Annotated in this window: 23 protein-coding genes and 1 other RNA gene; 11 read left to right on the forward strand and 13 right to left on the reverse strand. The window is 38.6% G+C overall.

All coding sequences use genetic code 11. The annotated features are described in order from the left end of the window. Positions 1-4: 4 nt before the first annotated feature. A complete protein-coding gene (locus ABVM50_RS08390) occupies positions 5-820 on the reverse strand; it encodes a 2,3,4,5-tetrahydropyridine-2,6-dicarboxylate N-succinyltransferase (protein ID WP_405198157.1) in 816 nt (271 codons plus the stop codon). After that, positions 774-1,541 (reverse strand): hypothetical protein, encoded by a 768-nt coding sequence (locus ABVM50_RS08395; protein ID WP_405198158.1) that lies wholly within the window; start codon positions 1,539-1,541, stop codon positions 774-776. The genes ABVM50_RS08390 and ABVM50_RS08395 overlap by 47 nt, the downstream gene beginning before the upstream one ends. Before the next feature lie 124 nt (positions 1,542-1,665). On the opposite strand from ABVM50_RS08395, the gene ruvX reads away from it, so the two are divergent. Genes ruvX through ABVM50_RS08410 form a run of 3 tightly spaced genes read left to right on the forward strand, consistent with a single transcriptional unit; the run spans position 1,666 to position 3,190 of the window. Further along, positions 1,666-2,073, forward strand: a complete 408-nt coding sequence (gene ruvX, locus ABVM50_RS08400; RefSeq protein WP_405198159.1) for a Holliday junction resolvase RuvX — start codon at positions 1,666-1,668, stop codon at positions 2,071-2,073. Between the two features lie 43 nt (positions 2,074-2,116). Then, a complete protein-coding gene (gene def, locus ABVM50_RS08405) occupies positions 2,117-2,707 on the forward strand; it encodes a peptide deformylase (protein WP_405198160.1) in 591 nt (196 codons plus the stop codon). A gap of 57 nt (positions 2,708-2,764) precedes the next feature. Next, a complete protein-coding gene (locus ABVM50_RS08410; protein WP_295179640.1) occupies positions 2,765-3,190 on the forward strand; it encodes a DUF5606 domain-containing protein in 426 nt (141 codons plus the stop codon). Positions 3,191-3,288: 98 nt separating this feature from the next. Here the strand turns inward: ABVM50_RS08410 and ABVM50_RS08415 are convergent, their stop codons facing one another. Both ABVM50_RS08415 and smpB read right to left on the reverse strand, forming a co-directional pair. After that, positions 3,289-5,754 (reverse strand): DUF5686 and carboxypeptidase regulatory-like domain-containing protein, encoded by a 2,466-nt coding sequence (locus ABVM50_RS08415; RefSeq protein WP_405198161.1) that lies wholly within the window; start codon positions 5,752-5,754, stop codon positions 3,289-3,291. A gap of 45 nt (positions 5,755-5,799) precedes the next feature. Then, positions 5,800-6,255: an SsrA-binding protein SmpB gene (gene smpB, locus ABVM50_RS08420; RefSeq protein ID WP_141877182.1), complete on the reverse strand. Its 456-nt coding sequence runs from the start codon at positions 6,253-6,255 to the stop codon at positions 5,800-5,802. 109 nt (positions 6,256-6,364) lie between these two features. On the opposite strand from smpB, the gene ABVM50_RS08425 reads away from it, so the two are divergent. Continuing rightward, positions 6,365-7,117, forward strand: coding sequence for a DUF6503 family protein (locus tag ABVM50_RS08425; RefSeq protein WP_405198162.1), 753 nt, complete (start codon positions 6,365-6,367; stop codon positions 7,115-7,117). Here ABVM50_RS08425 and ABVM50_RS08430 read toward each other — a convergent pair. Beyond that, on the reverse strand, positions 7,110-7,634 hold the full coding sequence (locus ABVM50_RS08430; protein WP_405198163.1) for a SixA phosphatase family protein: 525 nt from the start codon (positions 7,632-7,634) through the stop codon (positions 7,110-7,112). The genes ABVM50_RS08425 and ABVM50_RS08430 overlap by 8 nt on opposite strands. Positions 7,635-7,658: 24 nt before the next feature. Then, positions 7,659-8,756 (reverse strand): esterase-like activity of phytase family protein, encoded by a 1,098-nt coding sequence (locus tag ABVM50_RS08435; protein WP_405198164.1) that lies wholly within the window; start codon positions 8,754-8,756, stop codon positions 7,659-7,661. A gap of 114 nt (positions 8,757-8,870) precedes the next feature. Between ABVM50_RS08435 and ABVM50_RS08440 the strand changes: the two genes are divergently transcribed. Beyond that, positions 8,871-9,056, forward strand: coding sequence for a CsbD family protein (locus ABVM50_RS08440; RefSeq protein ID WP_141877186.1), 186 nt, complete (start codon positions 8,871-8,873; stop codon positions 9,054-9,056). Between the two features lie 51 nt (positions 9,057-9,107). Here the strand turns inward: ABVM50_RS08440 and clpB are convergent, their stop codons facing one another. After that, entirely contained in the window at positions 9,108-11,711 is a 2,604-nt protein-coding gene (clpB, locus tag ABVM50_RS08445; RefSeq protein WP_405198165.1) for an ATP-dependent chaperone ClpB, read from the reverse strand. A gap of 169 nt (positions 11,712-11,880) precedes the next feature. Here clpB and ytxJ point away from each other — a divergent pair, with 169 nt between their 5' ends. Then, positions 11,881-12,279, forward strand: a complete 399-nt coding sequence (gene ytxJ, locus ABVM50_RS08450; RefSeq protein WP_405198166.1) for a bacillithiol system redox-active protein YtxJ — start codon at positions 11,881-11,883, stop codon at positions 12,277-12,279. Between the two features lie 73 nt (positions 12,280-12,352). Here ytxJ and fahA read toward each other — a convergent pair whose 3' ends face one another. Next, on the reverse strand, positions 12,353-13,642 hold the full coding sequence (gene fahA / locus ABVM50_RS08455; protein WP_405198167.1) for a fumarylacetoacetase: 1,290 nt from the start codon (positions 13,640-13,642) through the stop codon (positions 12,353-12,355). A 110-nt stretch (positions 13,643-13,752) separates the two neighbouring features. Between fahA and glyA the strand changes: the two genes are divergently transcribed. Continuing rightward, positions 13,753-15,027 carry a serine hydroxymethyltransferase gene (glyA, locus tag ABVM50_RS08460; protein ID WP_405198168.1) on the forward strand — a complete coding sequence of 425 codons (1,275 nt, stop codon included), beginning with the start codon at positions 13,753-13,755 and terminating at the stop codon, positions 15,025-15,027. Between the two features lie 55 nt (positions 15,028-15,082). Here the strand turns inward: glyA and ABVM50_RS08465 are convergent, their stop codons facing one another. The 3 genes from ABVM50_RS08465 to ABVM50_RS08475 form a co-directional block, all read right to left on the reverse strand. Next, entirely contained in the window at positions 15,083-15,445 is a 363-nt protein-coding gene (locus ABVM50_RS08465) for a DoxX family protein (RefSeq protein WP_405198169.1), read from the reverse strand. Between the two features lie 110 nt (positions 15,446-15,555). Then, positions 15,556-15,957 carry an acyl-CoA thioesterase gene (locus ABVM50_RS08470; protein WP_405198170.1) on the reverse strand — a complete coding sequence of 134 codons (402 nt, stop codon included), beginning with the start codon at positions 15,955-15,957 and terminating at the stop codon, positions 15,556-15,558. Then, positions 15,957-17,021, reverse strand: a complete 1,065-nt coding sequence (locus ABVM50_RS08475; RefSeq protein ID WP_405198171.1) for a glutaminyl-peptide cyclotransferase — start codon at positions 17,019-17,021, stop codon at positions 15,957-15,959. Before ABVM50_RS08475 ends, ABVM50_RS08470 begins: the two co-directional genes overlap by 1 nt. Before the next feature lie 87 nt (positions 17,022-17,108). Here ABVM50_RS08475 and ffs point away from each other — a divergent pair. The 3 genes from ffs (at position 17,109) to fsa (ending at position 18,779) form a co-directional block, all read left to right on the forward strand. After that, an RNA gene (gene ffs, locus ABVM50_RS08480) (signal recognition particle sRNA small type) lies at positions 17,109-17,207 on the forward strand. A gap of 44 nt (positions 17,208-17,251) precedes the next feature. Then, on the forward strand, positions 17,252-18,073 hold the full coding sequence (locus tag ABVM50_RS08485; RefSeq protein WP_405198172.1) for an SDR family oxidoreductase: 822 nt from the start codon (positions 17,252-17,254) through the stop codon (positions 18,071-18,073). Positions 18,074-18,122: 49 nt separating this feature from the next. Beyond that, entirely contained in the window at positions 18,123-18,779 is a 657-nt protein-coding gene (gene fsa / locus ABVM50_RS08490; RefSeq protein ID WP_322302255.1) for a fructose-6-phosphate aldolase, read from the forward strand. Positions 18,780-18,823: 44 nt separating this feature from the next. Here the strand turns inward: fsa and ABVM50_RS08495 are convergent, their stop codons facing one another. Further along, the gene (locus ABVM50_RS08495; RefSeq protein WP_405198173.1) at positions 18,824-20,236 is read right to left on the reverse strand and encodes a hypothetical protein; all 1,413 of its coding nucleotides are present in this window, start codon (positions 20,234-20,236) and stop codon (positions 18,824-18,826) included. A gap of 167 nt (positions 20,237-20,403) precedes the next feature. On the opposite strand from ABVM50_RS08495, the gene ABVM50_RS08500 reads away from it, so the two are divergent. Continuing rightward, positions 20,404-22,029, forward strand: a complete 1,626-nt coding sequence (locus tag ABVM50_RS08500; protein ID WP_405198174.1) for an ABC-F family ATP-binding cassette domain-containing protein — start codon at positions 20,404-20,406, stop codon at positions 22,027-22,029. A 66-nt stretch (positions 22,030-22,095) separates the two neighbouring features. Here the strand turns inward: ABVM50_RS08500 and ABVM50_RS08505 are convergent, their stop codons facing one another. Further along, on the reverse strand, positions 22,096-24,453 hold the full coding sequence (locus ABVM50_RS08505) for a TonB-dependent receptor domain-containing protein (protein WP_405198175.1): 2,358 nt from the start codon (positions 24,451-24,453) through the stop codon (positions 22,096-22,098). Positions 24,454-24,647: the final 194 nt, after the last annotated feature.

A 24,647-nucleotide genomic window follows, 5' to 3' on the forward strand; every position in this document is an offset into this window, starting at 1 on the left:
ATTACTAAACTGCCACGTTATACTCACGTAGTGCATCATTCAATGATGTTTTCTTGTTCGTGGATTCTTTTCGTTTCCCAATAATAAGGGCGCACGGAACCTGGTATTCACCTGCAGGGAATTTTTTGGTATAACTTCCAGGGATCACTACAGATCTCGCCGGAACATAGCCTTTAAATTCTTTTGGTTCATCGCCGGTTACATCAATGATCTTGGTAGATGCTGTAAGTACCACATTCGCACCAAGTACTGCTTCTTTTTCCACACGAATTCCTTCTACCACAATGCTTCGGGATCCAAGGAATGCATTATCCTCTATGATTACTGGCGCTGCCTGAAGTGGTTCCAGAACTCCGCCAATACCAACACCACCACTTAAATGAACATTCTTACCAATTTGAGCACAGCTTCCAACGGTCGCCCAGGTATCTACCATGGTACCTTCATCCACATAAGAACCAATATTTACATAACTTGGCATTAGAATAACGCCAGAGGATATGTAAGCACCATGTCTCGCCACAGCATTAGGTACAACTCTTATTCCTTTTTCCTTATATCCTTTTTTTAAAGGCATTTTATCATGATACTCGAATATACCGGCTTCCAGAGTTTCCATTTTCTGGATCGGGAAGTAAAGTACTACTGCTTTCTTCACCCATTCATTCACCTGCCAGCCATCTGTTACCGGTTCAGCGGTTCTAAGTTCTCCTTTGTCTAAAAGGTCGATTACCTTACGAATTGTATCTGTAGTTTCAGTATCTTTTAGAAGATCACGGTTTTCCCATGCCTTTTCTATAACATTTTGTAATTCTTTCATGAGTATCTTTAAATATTATAATATTAAATATTGGCTGTTGGATTGCTCTGTATTGGCTAATAAACCTTAGCAGAGAATAAATGAAGTAGCTAATTCCGAGCATTTCTAATAACTCTTCTACCGTATATAGTACGAATATAGAATTCATTTTTTCGATATACAAGCCTTCCAAATTTTGAAAACTAATATACCAGCCTGTAAACATTTCCATTCCCAGAGCACCTGAAAGAAATATAAAGGCTGAAAGAATGAAGTCCCGGATAGTTTGTTTGGGTAAGGCAAATATAGATTTGAAACATACCAGGGCAATTAAAATAAGCGCCACTCCATAGGGAATCACCCATGTATAATAGAAAATCCCTGAAGTCTCCCAGGAATTCGATAAATACCGGTTTAGTTTTTCGTGGATTCGTAATATTTCATCCAGACCAACAAACAGAAAAAGGAAACTCAGACAAAACCAGAATACCTTTTTATTCTCAATTCTTAATTTGCTAAGTCCAATGGCAGCAAGGATAATTGCGGCGATAAAATGTAAACTTCCTGAAAATATAGAAGGTATATTCTTCTCGGTATTAAAATTTGTCTTTTTGAAGAAGAGTCCAGTTTGCTGATTATTATAATTATCCAGAGCCATGAAACTCCAGATATTGAGAATGGTTAGTATAGTTATGATTGTAAGTAATACGAAGAATACTTTGTGTCCTAAAGATAGGTTCATTGATAAATCCGTTAAAGCGGCCGCAAAAATACTATATTAATTCCATCTCGATAACCGAAAGTTATGGCATTAGCTTAAGTTTTTATATTCTCATTTTAAGCTTACCTTTGCCTAAATTTTGAAGATGGGCAGAATTTTAGCACTTGATTATGGTACTAAACGAACGGGAGTCGCCGTTACAGATGAATTGAAAATGATCGCATCTGGTCTTAAAACGGTAGAAACACCTGGGCTGCTGAATTTTCTAAACACCTATTTCCAGGACGAGAATGTAGAAAGGGTTTTAGTAGGTGAACCAAAGCGAATGAATGATATGCCTTCTGAAAGTGAAGTGCATATCCAGGAGTTCTTGAAGAAGTTTGCTGAAAAGTTCCCGGAGATGCCACTAGAGCGCGTTGACGAAAGGTTTACCAGCAAGATGGCGGTGCAAACTATGATCGATAGCGGACTGAAAAAGAAGAAGCGCAGGGATAAAGCACTCGTGGATGAAATTAGTGCCACGATCATTCTTCAAACCTGGCTTTATAAGTAGAACAATGACGGCTTTAAAATAAAAAAGTCGAAAAATATATAGAATGATATTACCAATTGTAGCTTACGGGGATCCCGTTCTAAAGAAAAAAGCTAAGAATATTGACAAGGATTATCCAAAACTGAATGCCTTGATCGATAATATGTGGGATACCATGTACAATGCTTATGGTGTTGGACTGGCAGCTCCTCAAGTAGGTCTTCCTGTTCGAATCTTTATGATCGATCCAGCTCCTTTCGCTGAAGATGATGACTTAAGTGATGCTGAAAAAGAGGAACTTAAAGATCTTCGTAAAGTTTTTATTAATCCGGAGATCACAGAAGAAAGCGGTGAAGAATGGGCGTTTAGCGAAGGCTGCCTTAGTATTCCGGATGTTCGAGAGGACGTGTTCCGTCAACCAGATATTACTATTGAATATTACGATGAGAACTGGGAAAAACATGTTGAGCAGTATAGCGGCTTGGCTGCAAGGGTCATTCAGCATGAGTATGATCATATTGAAGGTGTGTTGTTCACAGATAAGCTTTCAAGTTTAAAGAAAAGATTGATTAAGAGTAAATTAGGCAATATCTCGAAGGGAAAGATTAACGTAGATTATAAAATGAGATTTCCGAATGCGAAAAAAGCCCGCTAAAGGCTTTGATAATTAAGTCTGGGACTTGATATTTGCCAACCTAAATTTAAAAAGACTATGGGATTAGATAAAATTCTTGCTATTTCGGGAAAACCGGGACTTTATGAGCTTACCGCGCAAACAAGAGGCGGCTTTGTTGCTAAATCTATGTTAGACGGAAAGAAAATTGCCGTAAACATGCGTCACAACGTAAGTATTCTAAGCGAGATCGCAATCTATACCTACACAGAAGAGATTCCGTTAGGTGAGGTTTTTCAAAAGATTAGTGAAAAAGAGAATGGTGAAAAGACAATAAATCACAAGGTTTCCAAAAATGAAATGGAAGCGTTCTTTTCTGAAATTCTTCCTGATTATGATGAAGATCGTGTATACGCGAGTGATATGAAAAAGATCATCCAATGGTATAATCTTTTAGTGGAGAATGGAATGACCAGCTTTACGAAAGAAAATAAAGCTGAAAAAAATACAGACGAAGAGGAATAGTTTCTTCTGAATTGAAAATTAAAAGAGGCTGAAATCATCGATTTCAGCCTTTTTTTGTTTAGAAATACTTCTGAAGTATAATTATCCAAAGCTTCAGTTTAGAACTTCAAACCAAAGATAAAAGCGCCATCTCTTTGACCGTTAAAATCTGAAATTACATAGTCTAGTCTTAGAAAACGGTATTTTCCGAAGCCTATGTTATCCAGGCCTATGGAATATTCAGAATAAGGTGCTCTATTGTCTGTAGTTAATCGATGTGCACCAAGAATCAGGTTATAGTTCAATTTATTGATAAGCGGAATCTTGCCCAGGAACCATCCCTGAAAATCATGTTCCGCATGAAATTCAGCATAATTCTCATTGGTGCTAAAGTTATAGTAAGGCATCAGGTTAAACGCTCCCACGTAACTGCCGAAACCAATTCGCGTCTGGTTTGCATTAAAATGCTGGTAATCTACCAGGCTAATACCTTCCGCATTACTAAATAGTCCGCCGTTCGCCATATATTGGAAAGTTCCTTTATTGCCAATTTTTACACTTTGTTCTACTCTTGCCTTAAATTGATTATAATTGAACTGCTCCTCACTTGCTCCAAATCCGCTTTCCCATGAAATATTCAATTTTGGAAACTTGGTTTCATATACATTGTAACGCCCATTAGGATAGCTCATATATTTCTGACCAAAGCGTATTCCAAAATCCAACCTGGATTTAAAAAGATGATGATCCTCAAACAAACTCGTTCCAAAGCTGTTCGGCTGTAAGGGATTGTTAGAAGTATATTCCCGATCTTCCCAGTCTATGATGACATGATCTGTAGAATTTGTTAGAGCCGTTCTGTCTTCCCAGCCCAGTTCGCCAAAAATTCTTAGACCTGGAAAGACATCCCTGCCGTATGCCGCTTTAGCAAAGCTTCTCTCAAAAAGCTTCATATAGTTTCTTTCGAAAAATATAGTAGTGATGCTGTTCAGTAACGGGGAAATAGGTTCGTTTGCATTGATCTGCGCGCTTTCCACTCCTCCGGAAAGTCTCAAAAAATCCTTGCTGTAATTATTGAACTTTTTTTCAAAACCACCGTTTAAACGCAATCGGTCTTCACTTAGTCCATAATCTATATCTGTAAAGACTCTCCAGTAATTCTCCTGATCCTCGCCGGTACGTTGTGTGTAATTCACTGTAATATCAGTATTCCATCCCTGTACCGTATTAAAACCAATGCCTGATACCGGAGCACTAATACTAAAAGATCTGTTCTTCCAGCTATTTCTATAACTATATCCAAAAAGCACATCGGTTATTCCAAACTGATTTCTTTCGGTATCTACGGAATCCTGGTATTTTTTGGTACTACGAAATTCCTGGATGCTGTCTTTTTTCACATAATCATTAATTTCTTCTGAAGTAAGAGGAACAGGCCTTACTTTCTCCCAGAAAAGCGAATCCTTTTCGTTTGCATTCTGTGAATAGCTTAAAATCTCTTTTCCGAAGCTATTTTTAGAAAAACCCGGGTCGAAATCATAATCGCTATAGACTGCGGTAAATCTTCCATTTCCACCGAAGCCAAAAATCTTAAAACTGAAGTCCACACTTTGGGAGATCTGGATAAAGAGCTTGTTTTGTTCAGAATATTTAAAATTCTGCTTAAATACTATTTCTTCGATTGGCGCAACTTGTATGGCGGTACCGGTAGTGGTAAGATCGATGCCATAAATTTGCCAGAGGTCTTCCACGATATAGACAAAACCGGAAAATACACGGTCCTGCTTACGCTTTGGAGTAACCTCGATCTTATTGATGAGATTACCACGATCATCGAAAAAAGTACCGGACAGCTTGTAGCGATAATAGTTAAATCCATAATCAGCCAGCGGAGAAACCATTTCGCTGTTTAAATTAATAGTATTCTCGTAAAAGGAATAATAAGCTTCCTGGGCCGAGTTGAGGCTAAAACCATTATCATCTCCAGAAACCTTGGAAGCAATAATATTTTCCTTAAAGTCATCTGGTTTTTGGAATGAGATCTTGGAAATGGTTTCACTTAAGTAAACGATTCCGCTTCTGGTGGAATCGAGTCCGCCGCCAAGATCACCAATTTCCTGGCCCATAATTTTCTCTGGGGCATTTTCAATTCTCCATAACCCCCGGGAATAAAAATCGGCAGTAAAACTTTCCAGTCGGTTCGAGTTTTGCTTTCTATTTTCGATCGCCAGCCGCATGATCCTGTTGGCTGGATTCTCATCATTCTGTATGGTAACTTCATCCAGGCTGGTGCTTTCTGAGCTCAACTGGACATTGAGTTCATAGGGAAACTGAGTGATATTGACTTTTTTCTTCTGAGTTTTAAAGCCAAGGAACTGGAATACGATCACGTATTCACCAGTTTCCTTCAGTTTGAGTTCATACAGGCCTTCATTGTTGGAAGTCGTTCCAATATTACCAGATTCTGTGTAGATGTTCACATAGGGTAGAGGCTCATCATCTTCCGAAGAAATTTTACCGGTAATTTGAGCAGAAAGGGTGGAAATTGCCAGAAAAAGGCAGAGTCCAAGTAGTTGTTTTAGCATGAGGTAGTTTTCAGATGCTAAATAAACGCAAAAAGTTGCAGTAAATTATTTGTAGTCCTTCTGAATTCTATCCAGGCGTCTTTTATTATCACGATCTTTAATCGTATCCCGCTTATCATAAAGTTTCTTACCCTTTGCCAGGGCGATCTGCAGCTTGGCCAACCCGCGATCGTTAATAAACATTTTTAGAGGAATTATGGTCAATCCCGAATTGGTCACTTCTTTTTCCAGTTTACGTAACTCTCTCTTCTGTAATAAAAGTTTACGTTCACTTTTTGGGTTATGATTAAAATGAGTAGCATGAGAATATTCCTCCACATGCATATTGATCACGAATAATTCGTGATTACTGAATTCACAAAAACTCTCTGCGATGTTCGCTTTTCCTTCACGAATTGCCTTGATCTCAGTACCCGCAAGTTTGATCCCGGCGGTATACTTGTCCAGAAATTCATAATTGAACTTCGCTTTTCGATTCTTGATGCTTACAGAATTCTTCATAGGTCACAAAAATACAAGCTTTAAGCTAAAAACATACTAAAGCAATTTTAAAATTAGCGCTGAGGAAGCTGATCAAAGTTTATTATTTTTGAGAACTCAAAATTCTACTATGAAACGTTTGCTTCCAGCCTTAATTTCTCTACTTATAATTAGCTGTGCAGAAAAAGAAGATATACTTACTGCAGATGAGATCATTCAGAATGCTATAGAGAGATCTGGTGGTAAATTGTACGAAATGGCGGAGATCGACTATACTTTTCGTGGTCGGGAATACATGAGCTATAGAAAGGGTGGTAAGTTTAGCTATACGCGAATTATGACCGATACTTCAGGCAATAGATTGGTAGATGTTCTGGATAATGAAGGTCTAAACCGAACGATCAATGATAGTAATGTCGTCATCCGGGATTCTTTGGTGCTGCCAATTGGAAATTCTATCAATTCAGTAAACTATTTCGTGCATTTACCGTATGGACTCATGGCTGAAGCCGCGAACAGGCAATTGATAGGGAAGGATACCATCGCCGGAAGGGAATATTATGAGATCAAAGTTACTTTTTCTGAAAATGGGGGAGGAACAGATCATGAGGACCAATACCTATACTGGATCGATACTCAAAATTTTGAAGTAGACTATCTCGCTTATAATTTTGAAGTGAATGAGGGTGGCGTAAGATTCCGGAAAGCTTTTAACCATCGGGTGATCGAAGGAATTAGCTTTGTAGATTACGAGAATTATGAATATAAAGATAAAGAAGTTGAGCTAACCAAACTGGATAGTCTTTACCAGGAACGCGAACTGGAACTCCTGTCTATTATAGAGACAAAAAATGTTCGGGTAAAACTGGACAGCATTAATTAATATAAAGTACCTGGTCTAGAATTTCCTTCTTTGGAAGTACCTGCACAATGAAAAGTGCTCCGTTCTCGGCATCATCAATATTTGCATATTTTTCCTCGCCTAGAATCTCATTGACGAACTGCGGAGTCGTGTTACTATGTCCTACCACCAAAACGCGCTTTCCATGCGTTCTTTTCCTGAATTCATCGTCATATCCATTGCCGGCATCATAGTTTTCAATAGATAATTGCTTGCTGCCTGCAATCGGAGCACCCGTTTGCAGGGTGCGTTTATAATTTGTACTCAATACCATGTCCAAAGGTATATCCTTTAAAACTTCAGCCCAGCGTTGTGCCCTTTTTAAGCCTTCAGCCGTTAGGTTTGGGTCTTTTTCAGTTTTATTGCTGCGATCTTTTTCAGCATGCCTTATGAAGTAATAAGTAGTTGTCTCCTGAACAGTATTGTTTTGAATATTTTCTTCGGAAGAAATTCCAAAAAGAAGAATGAACGGAAGTACTATTTTGAGAATTGTAGACATGAGAAAGATTTTTAGGATCGTAAATTACTCTGAAATATTTATTTCCATGAGAATAAATTGATTTAACTGCCTAACGAAAGAATTGAAATTATTGTCGGCCACCAGGATCAAGCTGCGATTTCCGTTTTCCAGTTCCGGTCCAAAACACATTCCTTCGATATTATCCACGATCCCATCGGTTAGCTGATCGTCGACAGATTTAAAATTGAAAATTAGCTTCTTTTTTGCCGTTTGATACTTAGCCTTTCGAAGCGAATTCTCATTTAGGGTATTGGTAGCTTTGCTTGCATCTACATCAAATATCTTCACCGTGTTCCCGTGGGAACCGTAACCAGCAGAGTAGGAGCGTTCCATCACCAGAAATCGATCTTCAGCATACTCAAGGATCTCCGTGATTCCGTTCAGGGCAAAATAATTAATGGGTAGCTTCGCGATTCCTTCAAGTGGATAGACAAATTGCGAAACCGGATTTCCAGTTTCAGTATTAAATTTGGTAATCCTGGAGTGGGAACGTGTAGGAAAGATCTTTGGTTTGGAAGAGTCTTTTTCTAACGGTAGTTCTGTAGCAACCCAAACGCCAGATCCATCAACACTCTTAGTGATGCCTTCAAATACTCCGTTGTTACGCGGTTTTTGCCCGTTATTAGACTGAAAATGTTCTGGAATACTATACGATCTTAGGATTTCCCCTTGAGCATTTGTTTCGTAAATTCCAGGATCTCGTCCATCTGAGATCAAACCTTCGCTAACTATGAGAAAGCCGTTATTTCTTGGATCATAGCGCAAGCCTTCAAGATCTAATACTACTTTCGAATATTCTTCAGGCCTTCTAATTTTTATAAGATCAGTAATCTCGATATTTTCAATTCTAGAGTCGGCTATATTGATATCTGCCTGGTAAATTCTTGGATTGGATGCCTGATCGCTGATCAGGTAAAATTTTCCGTTTGCGTAGTCTATTCCCGAGAGTCCACCAATTTTTGTGTCTTCAAATTCCAGGTTTTCATCTATTACAAATTCATCCAGATAATTAAGACTTACCTGATCATCCTCTATTCTGGAAGTGACGGCACAGCTACTAAAAATTAGAATTGAAAAGAGAAAAAGTAATCGAAGTTTCATAGTGAGTTTTGAAGAAATCAAAAATAACAAATCCTTAAGACAAAAATAGGACTTCCTTGGGACGCTATGGCCTATGCTATGAATACATTTAACTATTAACCAAAATCAATAGTTATGAATGAAGATCAAAGAGAAGGAAAATGGAAACAGATCAAAGGACAATTCAAACAAAAGTATGGAGATCTAACCGATGATGATACTACTCATGCTGAAGGAAAATTTGATGAGATGTTAGGTCGTATGCAGGAAAAGACTGGAAAGTCGAAAGAAGAATTGAAGAATGAAATTGATAAGTGGTAGATTGAGTAGTTGAAGAAAAAAAGGCGGTAGAAATACCGCCTTTTTTTATGATTAATTTTCTGAAAGATCTTCCTGATTTCTAAACACCAGTTCTTCATTGAATTCATCCAGAAGAATGATACTGTCTGTGCTAATATTACCGGACAGGATTTCCTTGGAGAGCTTATTTAGCACCTCTCGTTGCACTACTCTTTTCACGGGTCTGGCACCAAATTGCGGATCAAATCCTTTTGCAGCGAGATAATCAAGTGCTTCATCTGTAGCATCCAGAACTATTTGCTGCTTTGCGAGCATTTTCTTAACGCCTTTTAATTGCAAGCCTACAATCTGTCTGATGTCTTTTCGGGTAAGTGGACTAAACATTACGATATCATCGATCCTGTTCAGGAATTCCGGTCTAACCGTTTGCTTCAGCAGTCCAAGCACATCCACCTTCGCAGATTCCATCGCCGCATCAACATCCTTGATCGCCTCAAATCTCTCCTGAATGATCTGGCTTCCCATATTGGAAGTCATCACAATGATGGTGTTTTTGAAATCTGCAACACGACCTTTGTTATCTGTTAGCCTACCTTCGTCCAGAACCTGAAGTAGAATGTTGAAAGTATCCGGATGAGCTTTTTCGATCTCATCTAGTAGGACTACAGAATATGGTTTTCTTCGCACTGCTTCAGTAAGTTGGCCACCTTCATCATATCCTACATATCCGGGAGGTGCCCCAACTAATCTGCTAACCGAATGTCTTTCCTGGTATTCGCTCATGTCTATTCTGGTCATCGCAGATTCATCGTCGAACAAATATTCAGCAAGTGCCTTGGCTAGCTCTGTTTTACCAACTCCGGTTGTTCCCAGGAACAGGAATGATCCAATTGGCCTGTTTTGATCCTGGAGTCCGGCACGACTACGGCGAACTGCATCACTAACGGCGATAATTGCTTCATCCTGTCCAACCACGCGTTTGTGCAGATCATCTTCTAATTTGAGTAATTTCTCCCGATCGCTTTGAAGCATTTTAGTCACCGGAATCCCGGTCCACTTAGCAACTACTTCCGCAATATCTTCATTGGTAACTTCTTCCTGAATCAATGATTTTTCACTTTGATTCTCGGCAAAGTTCTGTTGTAGTTTTTCGAGTTTCTCTTGCGCCTCCTTGATCTTTCCGTAGCGAATCTCAGCAACTTTACCGTAATCACCTTCGCGCTCAGCTTTTTCAGCTTCCAGCTTGAAGTTTTCGATGTCAGATTTTAGTGTTTGAATATTATCTACTACATCTTTCTCGCTCATCCATCTGGCGTGAAGATCATTTCTTTCTTCTTTAAGATTCGCGAGATCTGCTCGCAGCGTTTTGAGTTTTACTTCATCTTTCTCACGCTTAATTGCTTCGATCTCGATCTCCAGTTGCATGATCTTTCTGTCCAGCACATCAAGTTCTTCCGGCTTGGAGTTGATCTCCATACGTAATTTAGAAGCAGCTTCATCCATTAAGTCGATCGCTTTATCTGGAAGGAATCTGTTCGTGATATAACGCTGAGATAATTCCACCGCAGCTATGATCGCTTCATCCTTAATTCGGACTTTATGGTGTGTTTCGTATTTTTCCTTGATTCCACGTAATATGGAGATCGCACTTTCGATGTCTGGCTCTTCTACATATACCTTTTGAAATCTTCGTTCCAGGGCTTTGTCTTTCTCGAAGTATTTCTGGTATTCGTCAAGGGTAGTAGCACCAATTGCTCTTAACTCACCTCGAGCGAGAGCTGGTTTAAGAATGTTGGCAGCATCCATGGCGCCCTGGCCACCACCGGCACCTACAAGCGTGTGTATTTCATCAATGAATAATACAATATTACCATCGCTGGAAGTTACTTCCTTGATAACCGCTTTGAGTCGTTCCTCAAATTCACCTTTATATTTTGCACCCGCAATAAGAGCTCCCATATCAAGGGAGTAAATGAGTTTGTTTTTAAGGTTTTCTGGGACATCTCCATCTACAATTCTATGCGCCAGCCCTTCTGCTATGGCAGTTTTTCCAGTTCCAGGTTCCCCAACCAGCATTGGATTGTTCTTTGTTCTTCGAGATAGGATCTGTAGAATTCTACGAATTTCCTCGTCGCGACCAATAACAGGATCCAGCTTTCCTTCTTCAGCAAATTTGTTAAGGTTTCTTGCGTACTTATCTAAAGATTGATAGGTTTCTTCAGCACTTTGAGAAGTTACTTTGTCGCCCTGTCTTAGTTCAGCAATTGCAGCTTTCAATCCTTTCTCGGTTGCTCCCTGGTCTTTCAACATTTGAGCAACTTTACTGGAAGACTTAAAGATCCCCAGGATCAAATGCTCGATAGAGACATATTCATCTTCCATTTTCTTAGCAATGCTGGTAGCTTCATTCACAGTCTTTCCTGCATCCCTGGATAGCATGATGTCTCCGCCACTTACTTTCGGAAAGCTCTCCAAGCTTTTATCCAGTATCTGCCCGAAGAGAGAAATATTAATATTTAGTTTTTTCAGTAAAAAAGGAGTCACATTTTCGTCGACCATAGTGATCGCTTTGAAAATGTGCTCATTTTCTATCTGTTGGTGGCCCATTTCCTGAGCAAGCTGTTGAGCTTGCTGGATAGCCTCTTGTGATTTTATAGTAAAATTATTGAAGTTCATCTTAAATATTTTTCAGAGTAAGTCAATCAATATACCAAATTCAAAAACCGACATTAAGGCAGTTTAAGTGCAATAATAAGCGACAAAAAGGCAGTTTCACTTAAATAAAATTAACCTGAATTTGATTTTATTAAAATTAGATAGATTTACTTTTGTAAAAAAGAAGATTATGGGATTATTCGATAAAGTATTTGGTGGAGAAAAAGGCACTTCTGAAAAGAAAGAAAGCAATGTGCCCTGGAACGCTCTTACTGAAATTTCTCAATTGGATGAGTTAGAAAAACTATCTGAAGATAAAACTGTTGCTATTTTCAAGCATTCTACGACTTGTGGAATTAGCAAGATGGTTTTAAAGAACTTTGAAGCAGACTATGAGCAGCAATTAAATGACTCTGTGGATCTTTATTTTCTTGACTTAAAAGCTCACCGGGATATTTCCAATGGAATCGCAGATAAATTTTCGGTAAGACATGAGAGTCCGCAAATGGTGGTTATAAAGAACAGGGAGGTAGTACATCATTCTTCTCATCAGGTAATTTCTGTAGATAAATTAAAAGAACTGGCTTAGTAACGAGTTCACTTTATAAATAAAAAGCCCGAAGATTTATCTTCGGGCTTTTCTTATGATATAAGACTTTATCTTATTTTTTCTTTGGTTCGTAAACAGGTAATAGTTTACTGCGAACTTCACCAAATCCAATTCTGGAGGTTTCGTTCTGGCAATATCCTCGCATGATCACTGTATCGTAATCTTCTACGAATTTACGTTCTGAACCGTCCTTTAGTTTGATAGGTTTACTACCACTCCACGAAAGTTCCAGCATAGAGCCGAAAGAATCTTCAGAAGCTCCAGAAATAGTTCCAGAAGCCATCATATCACCGGAATTCACAGGGCATCCATTTACTGTATGATGCGCCAGTTGCTGACTCATATTCCAGTATAAATACTTGAAGTTCGATTTTGATAAAGAATTTTCCTCGCCACCTTCAGGTTGCAGGGAAACTTCAAGATTAATATCAAAACTCTTTTCTCCGGAGTATTTTAAATATGGTAATAATTCTTTTTCAGGTTCTGGGCTCGCCGTCCTAAATGGCTCCAATGCATCCATAGTAACGATCCATGGCGATATGGAAGAAGCAAAGTTCTTGGCCAAAAACGGTCCTAGTGGAACATATTCCCACTTCTGGATGTCTCTCGCACTCCAGTCGTTGAACAAGACCATCCCGAAGATGTATTCTTCAGCTTCATCAACAGGAATTGGTTCTCCAAGGTGATTCGCATCTGTTGTGATAAAAGCCATTTCTAATTCGAAATCCACTCGTTGAGAGGGTCCAAAAACAGGTTCGTCTGAATCTGCTGGTTTTGTTTGTCCCTGTGGTCTGTGTACAGGAATTTCCGAAGGAATAATAGAAGAACTTCTTCCATGGTATCCAACGGGAATATGCAACCAGTTTGGAAGTAATGCGTTGTCTGGATCACGGAACATAGTACCAATATTGGTCGCATGTTCTTTAGAGCTATAGAAATCGGTATAATCACCTACCTGTACAGGCATTTGCATTTCAATTTCATCCAGTGTGAATAAAACAGTATTTCTGTGGTCCTGGTTATCCTTCAGCTTAGCATTCTCAGCGTCGAAAATATCAGCAATTCGGTTTCTAACCAGTCTCCAGGTTTTCTTTCCGTCAGAAATAAAATCGTTTAGAGTATCCTGCAGGAATATATCGTCTGTCAACGGTATACCTTCAAAATATCCCAGTTGATGCAGAGCACCAAGGTCTATAGCGTAATCACCAATTCTGGTTCCAATGGTGATGATATCATCACGAGTAAGGAACACTCCAAACGGAATATTTTGAATAGGGAAATCGGTATCGCCAGGAATATCCAACCAGGTTTTTCTATTTGGATCATTAGCGGTAATTGACATAAAAAATGTTGGTTTTTTGTTAAAATCTAGTTGTCTCAAATATATTATTTTCCTGTAATTAACCGAATGTATTTCTTACTTTTACCGAATATTTAACTTAAAAATTTGTGATGCAAAAAGACACCCAGATATTTGATTTAATTGCGAAGGAAAAGGATCGCCAGTTGAATGGTTTGGAACTAATTGCGAGTGAAAATTTTGTAAGCGACGCCGTGCTGGAAGCAGCAGGATCTGTACTTACAAATAAGTATGCAGAAGGCTATCCTGGAAAGAGATATTATGGTGGCTGTGAGATCGTAGATCAGGTAGAGCAACTTGCTATCGACAGATTAAAAGAATTGTTCAATGCTGAATATGCCAACGTGCAACCACATTCTGGTTCGCAAGCAAATACTGCAGTTTTCCATGCCTGTCTAAAACCCGGAGATAAGTTTCTTGGTTTTGATCTTTCACATGGTGGGCATTTAACGCATGGTTCTCCAGTGAACTTCTCCGGAAAATTATATGATCCTGTATTTTACGGGGTTGACAAGGAAACCGGGTTGATCGATTATGACGCAGTTGCTGAAATTGCAAAGAAGGAGAAACCAAAAATGATCATTGCAGGAGCATCTGCTTACAGTCGTGAAATTGATTATAAAAGATTCAGGGAAATAGCTAATAGTGTTGATGCAATTTTACTTGCAGATATCGCGCACCCGGCTGGATTAATCGCCAAAGGTTTGATCTCAGATCCTATAGAACATTGTCATATTGTGACTTCTACTACGCATAAGACCCTTCGTGGGCCTCGTGGAGGTATTATCATGATGGGGAAAGATTTCGACAATCCTTTTGGAGAGAAGCTTAAAAATGGAAATCTAAAGAAAATGTCGGCTTTACTGAATTCCGGGATCTTTCCAGGAAACCAGGGTGGACCTTTAGAGCATATCATTGCTGCGAAAGCGATCGCTTTTGGAGAGGCTCTTACAGATGAATTTCTTCATTATACAGTACAAGTAAAGAAAAATGCAAAAGAGCTGGCTAAAGCTTTCGTGGATAAGGACTACCAGGTAATTTCAGGAGGGACAGATAATCATATGATGCTTATCGATCTTAGAAATAAAGGTGTAAGTGGTAAGGAAGCAGAAGAGGCGCTTAGTAAAGCAGATATCACCGTGAACAAGAACATGGTGCCTTTCGATGACAAATCACCTTTCGTAACTTCAGGAATTAGAATAGGAACTCCGGCAGTGACCACACGGGGTCTTGTAGAGCAGGATATGCTAAAGATCGTTGAGTTTATCGATAGAGTCATCACTAATATTGAGAGTGATGAAGAATTGGCTAAAGTTAAAAGCGAAGTAAATACAATGATGAAAGATCTTCCATTATTTAAAATGTAAGACCTTTTACATACAGATCAAATAAAAGCCATTCGAGAGAATGGCTTTTTTAATTTTATAGAAAATATATAGCAATGCACATGAGAAGAACAATGATCGCGGGTATATTTTTACTGAAAGGATCGCTTATCTTAAGGTGCATTATGATTGCACCAAGCATCATTAAAGCGAGTCCGATTGCAGCAGGATCCACCAGGTATTTCAGCCAGATTCCGGCAAGTAGGGCAATGGCCAGTGCAACTTTAATAAAACCTACGATGTATACCATTACCTCCGGCAAGCCATAAGCTTGAAATTCTTCCTTCATATTCCCGGCATTACCACCTCTGTAACTGGTTTTACTATTAAATCGAAGCAACCAGACATTGAGAATTCCAAGTCCAACGATTACCTGTAATATTATTTTGACGATCTCCATGATATTATTTTTCAGCAATATAGAGATGTTTATCTATAAATAGAAAAGATTAAACAAAGTTTAAGAAGGAATAAAGTCAAATGAAAAGAAAATTAACCTTTTCTCAGCGTTTACTGGAATATCTGCTTGAGCTCATCAGAAATACGCTGTGGTTTCTTGGTTTTTTGATCTAGCAGGCACCAAGTGGTTTTGGCTTTGGCCAATAGTTTTCCGGAATCATTATTTTTGATCACTACTTCCCTCAATGAGGTTACATGCGTAGTGTCAATAATTCTTGTTTCCAGCAGGATTTCATCATTGAGAAGAGCTTCCATCTTATAATCGATCTCATGTCTAACCACAACCCATGCTAGCCCTGCTTTCTGCTGTTCGGAAGCTCTGGTTTCCCAGTGCTCTTGTGCTACATCCTGAATCCATTGAACATAACGCACGTTGTTGACATGCTGCTGATCGTCCAGATCATCTTCTGAAACAGTGATATGTTTTTGATATACTTCGGAGTTTTCAGACATTATTTCTCCATGATTTTTACTTCAAACAACGTATCCCATTTTTTACCGGTTACATAAAGTTTTCCGGTAGCAGCATTGTAAGCGATCCCGTTAAGCACATCGTTATTTGGATCTAAGGAATCTTTGTTACCCAGTTTATCCTGAAGTCCTTTAAAGTTTATAATCCCTTCAATGGCTCCATTTTTAGGATTGATCATAGCAACACTAGGAAATTGATAAGTGTTTGCGTAAATAAGTCCATCCACCCATTCCAGCTCATTAAATTTTGATTTAATAGCAGTATTGGTAGTTGGCTGGATAAAACTCTTTTCTGCCAGAGTTTCCGGATCAAGGATCCAGATCTTCTCAGATCCGTCACTTTTGAATATTTTTTCCTCGTTGTTACATAAACCCCATCCTTCCTTACTGGAATTGTACGCAAATGTGCCTTGTCTTTCGAAGGTGTTTGGATCATAGATAAATCCCTGACCTTCCTTCCAGGTTAATAACAGTAAACGGTCGTCCAAAATTGTAATTCCTTCAGCGAAATATTCATCTTCCAGGCTTATCTCTTTATACACTTCACCAGTTTCCAATTCGGTTTTGCGCAATTTAGATTTTCCGTACTGTCCAACGCTTTCGTAAAGAGTATCATTATGAAATTCAAGTCCCTGCGTGTATGCATCAGTTTGGTGTGGATACGTATTAACGATCTCGTAGGTATAAACTTTTGGAGCTTTTGCGCTCATAATTTTTATCGGCTTCTGAAAAGTATCTTTTGTTGAATCATAATAAACCACAGCAATAAGATCCTGGTTTCCCAGTAAAACTGAATTTAGTTTAATTGACAGATCTGACGTGTTGCCAGATGTAAGACGCCTCGTTCCTATAAAATAAGCGACCGAATCAAAACTTTTGTTTTCCTTGCCTGTAATACTCGCTTTTAGAGTTTCATTCTGGCTGAATTCCTTCTTCTTTTCAGAAATATTCAGAGAAAAATCAGATTTTTTATTTCCGTTATTACTTCCGCAGGAAAAAATAAATATGCTTAAAATAAAGAGTAACAGGAAGTTAAATTTTTTCATATCAAAATAGGCTTGAATACTGAGCTAAATTAACCAATTCAGGATAAAAAAAGCTTGCGAAAAGTTACAAAGATTGTATATTTGCACCGGCAAGTCCCACACAACCAGCTCCTGCTGAATCCCTCAGGGCGGGAACGCAGCAAGGGTAGGCGGTCGTAGCGGTGTGATGTGGGTCGCTTGCCATTTTTTGTTTCTACAAAGTCCTAAAATTTATTGCATATTTGTGCGGTATGAAAAAGGGGAATTCTTCAGAAAAAATCGTACTTATCACCGGCGCTTCCTCAGGAATTGGTAAGTCAATCGCAAATTATCTTAGTCGGCACAATTTCAAAGTTTATGGAACTTCCCGTTCGCCTCAGAAATCTGCAGGTGAAAGCTTTACATTTCTACAGTTAGATGTAACCAGGGAAGATACTATTAAGCTGGCTGTTGAAGATATTATCGCCAGAGAAGGAAGGCTGGATATTCTGATCAATAATGCAGGAGTCGGTATTACCGGACCTTTAGAAGAGACTCCGGAAGAAGAGATCAAGAAGGCTTTTGAGACCAATTACTACGGTCCGCTTAGAATGATCAAAAATGTACTGCCTAATATGCGTGATCGCAAATCTGGTCTTATCATCAATGTAACCAGTATTGCTGGCTATATGGGATTGCCATATCGTGGAATATACTCTGCAACTAAGGGTGCACTGGAAATCACTGCTGAGGCTTACCGAATGGAAATTGCTCAGTTTGGAATTCGAATGACCAATGTAGCGCCTGGAGATTTTGCTACGAATATTGCTTCCGGAAGATACCATGCCCCCGTTTTGCCAAATTCACCTTATAAGAAAGTATATGGTGAAACACTTGATCTTATGAATCAACATGTTAGTGCAGGGCAGGATCCTGAACTATTGGCAAAGGCTATCCTTAAGATCATTAAGGATCCAGAGCCAAAAGTACACTATCGGGTAGGAGAAATGTTACAGAAAGTATCTATTAAGCTAAAGGCATTACTGCCAGACAAACTTTACGAGAAAATGCTCATGAAGCATTATAAATTGTAATTTTGAGGAGCTCTTAAAAATTAAACAACACAATTAATTCTATACAACTATGAAATTTTTTATTGATACAGCGAATCTGGATCAAATCAAAGAAGCACAGGCTTTAGGTGTGCTGGATGGTGTAACAACCAATCCTTCGCTAATGGCGAAGGAAGGTATTACCGGCAAGGACAATATTATCGAGCATTACAAAAAGATCTGTGAGCTTGTAGATGGTGATGTAAGTGCAGAAGTTATTTCAACCGATCTTGATGGAATGATCAAGGAAGGTGAGGAGTTGGCAAAACTACACGACCAGATAGTGGTGAAGATTCCAATGATTAAAGAAGGTGTAAAAGCATTAAAATACTTTAGTGACCAGGGAATTAAAACAAATTGTACGCTAGTATTTTCAGCAGGGCAGGCGCTTTTAGCTGCAAAAGCTGGAGCTACTTATGTTTCTCCATTTATTGGACGACTTGATGATATCTCAACAGATGGTTTGAATCTTATTGCAGATATCAGACTTATATATGATAATTACGGGTTTGAAACTCAGATCCTGGCAGCTTCAGTAAGACACACCATGCATGTACTGGAATGTGCTAAAATTGGAGCAGATGTAATGACTGGACCAATATCTTCTATTGAAGGTTTACTAAAGCATCCTTTAACCGACATTGGCCTTGAAAAATTCCTTGCAGATTATAATAAGGGAAATAAGTAATACTAGATTAAATATTGTAAAAGGCTACCGAGAGGTGGCCTTTTTTATTGGGCAATGAATTTTTCTAATTCTTCCTCAAAATCGGAATTGCCAAACTGAATATCGCCTTTAACGATAATAGCATCCTTGTTTACAAAGAACAATTTATTTAAATACCTGCGATAGGAATCTTTAGGAATCTGTCTACGTGCTATTTGATATTCAAACGATTTGTTGTAGCCAAAAGTCTCCAGCGTTCTAAGCCATTCCTCCCGTTCATTCACGTCCACATTCACCCCAACAAAATCCACTTGTGGGTATTTCTCTCTTAATGAACTAATAATATTGTGTTGCCAGCGGTGATGTGCAGGTGCGTAAAGTGACCAGGCATAAGTAACTGTTGGCCTATTAATGATTTCTCCATATTTCAATTCTTTCCCAGCTGTATTCATAGCCCAGAGATCTGCCAGCGACTGTCCATTCAAATATACTTTTTGGATTTCAGCCAGGTTTCTTGCATCTTCAATATGGGTATAATCGATATCCTGAAGCAATTGTAGGAGAGAGTCAATTCTACTAGCTCTTTCAGAATTTACTATTGCAAGAGTAGCCAGTCTGTCCAGAAATTCGTTTTTCAGAGACTCTATGTTAGACAGAGAATCAATTAAAACTATTCTTCTTTCAATATTCTTATAGGAATTGATATTATAACAATCCTTGTGCTCGTTATGCGTTCTGGTACAGTATTCGATCGCTTTAGATCTCAGGTAATCATCAATAAAATTTGTGTACACGTAATAATCCTGTAATTCACGATTATTAAAGTCAATTTCGTTGCGATAATTATTGAAATCTTCTGGAATCTGATCTCTGAAATCTTTACGGTATTTATTTATAAGAAACGTATATCGTTCTCTTAGATCAAAATATTCATAATCTATACTCGCGTGAGCGATTTCTAGAAAATCTTCGGAAAATTCCCTTTCTTCAGAAAGAGTATTCAGCTTATCGATTCGTTGTTGTCTTATAGAATCTGTGATTCGCGCAAATTCTGAAGGTGCTATCTTATAATAAGTAAGAATAAGGTCATTATTTTGCTCATTTTTCAGGAACATATCCAGCAGAAAATTACTTTTTTCTGAACCTGCGCCGCTAAAATTCAAAGACTCATCGAAGGAAAGTGTATTCAGGTAAATTAGAACACTATCGCCAGGCTCCATATACATGATCTGGCTTTCAGGCGGGTGGTTAAAAGTATAAATTCCAGCTTCCAGTTCTGGATAGTTCTTGCCAAACTGATTCTTCGCATCCAGGAATAATGTGTCAATGATCTTGTTCTCTTTTGAGATCACTACAAAGTCTGTTTCAGGATTATTGATCTGGCCTCCTAGGTAAATTGTACCATTCTCATTGGAATCGTTTGTACATCCACTGAAAATGAGCGCGCAGCAAAGTGAAAGAAAATAACAGTATTTCATTCTGGGTATTGGTATGAAGCTTTTCGGTCACTTCATTTTTTAACAAATATATTCGGTGCACCTGCGGAGCGGTGTTAAGTGTGCGTTAAAACGTATTTTTAAAACGTTAATCTTTCCTAGTAAGCATCATAATAGCTACTTTTGCAAAAAATTAATTTTTATAGTTTATGCTTTCAGTATCAAACCTTTCTGTACAGTTTGGAAAAAGAGTTTTGTTTGACGAGGTGAATACTACATTCACCCAGGGAAACTGCTACGGAATCATTGGTGCCAACGGTGCCGGTAAATCTACATTTTTAAAGATATTATCTGGTAAATCTGAACCTACTTCTGGTCATGTTCATTTGGAACCAGGTAAGAGAATGTCGGTTCTGGAACAAAATCACAACGTATACGATGATTACCCGGTGCTGGAAACAGTAATGCGTGGTAACAAGCCTCTTTTTGCAGTGAAAACTGAAATGGATGCTTTATATGCCGATTATTCTGATGAAAATGCAGATAGAATTGGTGAATTACAGGTTTCTTTTGAAGAGATGGATGGATGGAATGCTGAAAGTAATGCGGCTTCCATGCTTTCAAATCTTGGGATCAAGACAGAAATGCATTATGCACAAATGAAAGATCTTGATGGTACACAAAAGGTACGTGTACTGTTAGCTCAGGCACTTTTTGGAAGTCCTGATGTGCTGATCATGGATGAGCCGACTAACGACCTGGATTATGAAACGATCACATGGTTGGAAAACTTTCTTGCAAATTATGACAATACGGTGATCGTGGTTTCTCACGACCGTCACTTTCTAGATTCGGTTTGTACGCATATTTCAGATATTGACTTCGGAAAAATCAATCATTTTTCTGGAAACTATACATTCTGGTACGAGTCTTCTCAACTTGCAGCTAGACAGAGAGCACAGCAGAATAAAAAATCTGAAGAAAAGAAGAAAGAACTTCAGGAGTTTATTCAGCGATTTTCTGCCAACGTGGCGAAGAGTAAGCAGGCAACTTCCAGAAAGAAAATGATCGATAAGCTGAATATTGATGAGATCAAACCTTCCAGTAGAAGGTATCCCGCTATCATCTTTGAAAGAGAGCGTGAAGCTGGAGATCAAATTTTGAATATAGAAGGTTTAGAAGCTAGTCTTGAAGGAGAAACTCTTTTCAAGAATATTAATATCAACCTTGCGAAAGGAGATAAAGTGGTAGTTTACTCTAAGGACTCCAGAGCTACTTCAGCATTTTATGAGATCATCAACAGGAAACAGGATGCGGTTGCAGGTAAATTCCAGTGGGGTGTGACCACTTCTCAAAGTTATTTACCAGCAGATAACTCAGAGTATTTTGAGTCAGATCTTACATTGGTAGACTGGTTAAGACAATGGGTGAAAACAGAAGAAGAGCGTGAAGAGGTTTACATTCGTGGATTCCTTGGAAAGATGTTATTTAGTGGTGAAGAGGCCCTGAAAACCTGTAAAGTTCTTTCTGGAGGAGAAAAAGTGAGATGTATGTTGAGTAGAATGATGATGATAAGAGCAAACGTTCTTATGCTTGATGAGCCTACCAACCACCTTGACCTTGAATCTATTACTGCTTTTAATAACTCACTTAAGAACTTTAAAGGTACGGTGATGTTTACAACGCACGATCACGAATTTGCGCAAACTCTTGCAAACCGTGTGATCGAATTGACTCCTGGCGGAGTTATTGACAGGTATCTAAGTTTTGATGAATATATGAACGACAAAACTATTAAAGAACAAAGAGAGAAAATGTACGCGGTAAAAGCCTAGTACAACTCGAACATATAGAAAAAGCCTGAAGAATTCCTTCAGGCTTTTTTGTTAGCTAAAACAAATTTAAAACATTCCGCCACCGTCATTATCCTTATCTCGATCCTTACGCTGGAGGCTACGGTTCTTTCCACCGCCAAATCTATAAGAGACTCCCAGGTATACGGTTTGAGTTTCTCCTTTAAATCGACCAACCTGATCAAAAGGTCTGCCGGCCAGGATATTAAACTCCTGGGTGTCAAAAACATCATTGAAATTAAGACTTACAGTAGCACGGTTATCATTGAGGAAACTGTAACGTGCTCCAAGGTTCATAAAATACATATGGTCAATGTCGTATTGAAGTGATTTCATTTTGCTTCGGTAAAAACCAAAAGCAGAGAACGAAAGAGCCTCTGTGGCTTTAAAATTATGGCTGGTTCTAAAGGTAAAAGCAGTATTGTCGATTTCAGTAAATTCAGTACCTACCAGTCCGCTAAAGGTTTGTTCATAAAGCTCAAAACCGGAATTGGTACTCCACCATTTGGTGAATTTGTAGTTGCTTGAAAATTCTAAGCCGTACATATCTGCATCACCAGAATTCTGAAAAGTTAGAAACAGTGAGCCAGGTTCATTATCTAGCTCCGTGAAAATCTGATTAATTTCATCTACCGTTCTTCGGAAGAAAACACCTGCACTAAGGCTTCCTTTACGCTCAATTTTACGGGTATAATTAAACTCGAATGAATTGGTGAACTGTGGATCCAGCTCAGGATTCCCGGCAACGATAAGTCTTGGAGACGAAACTTCCCGAATTGGATTGATCTGGCTGAAACCTGGTCTGTCGACTCTTCTGCTAAAACTTAAATTATAGGTATTCTTATCGTCTGGAGTAAAGTTTAGAAAACCTGTAGGGTAGACCGTAAGATAGTCATCTTCATAGACACGTTCACCCTGGAAATCTGCTGTCACCTGGTAGCTCTCCAGCCTGGCACCAACCTGGTAGCTCCATTTTTCAAAATTCTGACCGAAGGTGAAATAAAAACTCAGGATATCACGATCATAAATATAGTCGGCATTCGTAAACTGCGGATTGGTAGTGTTATAATCGTTTTCTGTTTTTAGTAACCTGGCTTCTGCACCAAGTTCCAGCCGCGAAACATCATTTAAAGGATTGGTGTAGTCGATATTGGAAATAAAATTTCTACGGTCTTCAAATACCCGATCTATATAAGGAATTAACTGAAGGTCATTTTCTGCGAAATCAATATCTGCAACTTCATCTCCGTTATAATCATTGAAATCTGCCTCGAACTGAATTTCATGACCATCTTTTTCAAAATCGTGATCAAAAAGAAAGTTATAGCTGGCATTGCTGTTATCGTAATTTACATCCAGAAACTGGCGAAAGTTTCTTGAAGCCTCCTCAAAATCTGTAAAACTTAAAGCGCCAATTGGTCCGCCATCATAAAGGTTCTGATTGGTATAAATACTAAAGGTATTATTGTCATCGAGATAGAAGTCAACGCCAATTTTGTATAAATAGGAATTATTTCGGTTTTCAACTTCAAACTCCTGTAGACTTTGAGATTCGGGAAGAAATATAGTTCCGCCGTTTTCACGATCTCCAAAATTGCTTCCCAGGTTTCCGAAGAAATTGAACTTGCCTTTACGATAATTCATGTCGAGCGAACCATTAAATCTCAGGTTTTCACCATAGGTAAGACCGGTGTTTAGATTTCCATTAAAACCATCACTCGCATTTTTATGCAGCACGATATTAATGATCCCGCTCATTCCTTCCGGATTGTATTTTGCTGAAGGATTGGTAATAAGCTCTATACTTTTAATGGAGGTCGAGGGGATTTGCTTTAGAAGTTGTGCAGGATCCATGTTGGTAGGCTTACCGTCCACCAGAATTCGTACATTGGAATTCCCACGAAGAGATATATTTCCATCCTGATCTACATTCACAGATGGTATATTTACCATAATTTCTGAAGCACTGGCGCCGGTTGTCATAAGATCTTTCCCGATATTAATGACTTTGCGATCCACACGCTGTTCGATAGTAGTCCTTTCAGCAACTACAAGAGTTTCATCGAGCATAGCCACATCGGGTTGCAGGTAAAGAATCCCGATTTCGATATTGGTTCTTCGCTGTTCGATCACAATTTCTCTACGGAAAGTCTTGTAGCCTATGAATTGGACCTTCAATTCGTAATTCCCAGACTTCAAATTTTCTACAATAAAGCTGCCGTCTTCAGCTGAAGTAATACCGGTAACAAGTTCACCTTCCGTATTATTAATGATGATCGTGGCATAAGGGATCGCCTCCTTGAGTTCAGCATCCATGATGGTTCCGGAAACATTTCCATTGGGATCGGTTTTAGCATTTGCAATTGATAAAAAGCTTAAAAATAAGCATAGAATGAACTGTTTCATTTTTTGATTGATTAGATGATTAATTATAACATATTACCTTGCAATGCATAATAGATGAAGTCATGTATTGCAAAATGTGATGATCTTACCTATAAGACGACCAGAAATTTATCTTGTTACAATTTTTTAAAAATAACCTGCGCTCATCAAGAAGATCAACGCAGGTTTGCGATATCATGGTCATTAACACTAAC

It is taken from the genome of Christiangramia sp. LLG6405-1, from assembly GCF_045055805.1.
GTDB lineage: Bacteria > Bacteroidota > Bacteroidia > Flavobacteriales > Flavobacteriaceae > Christiangramia.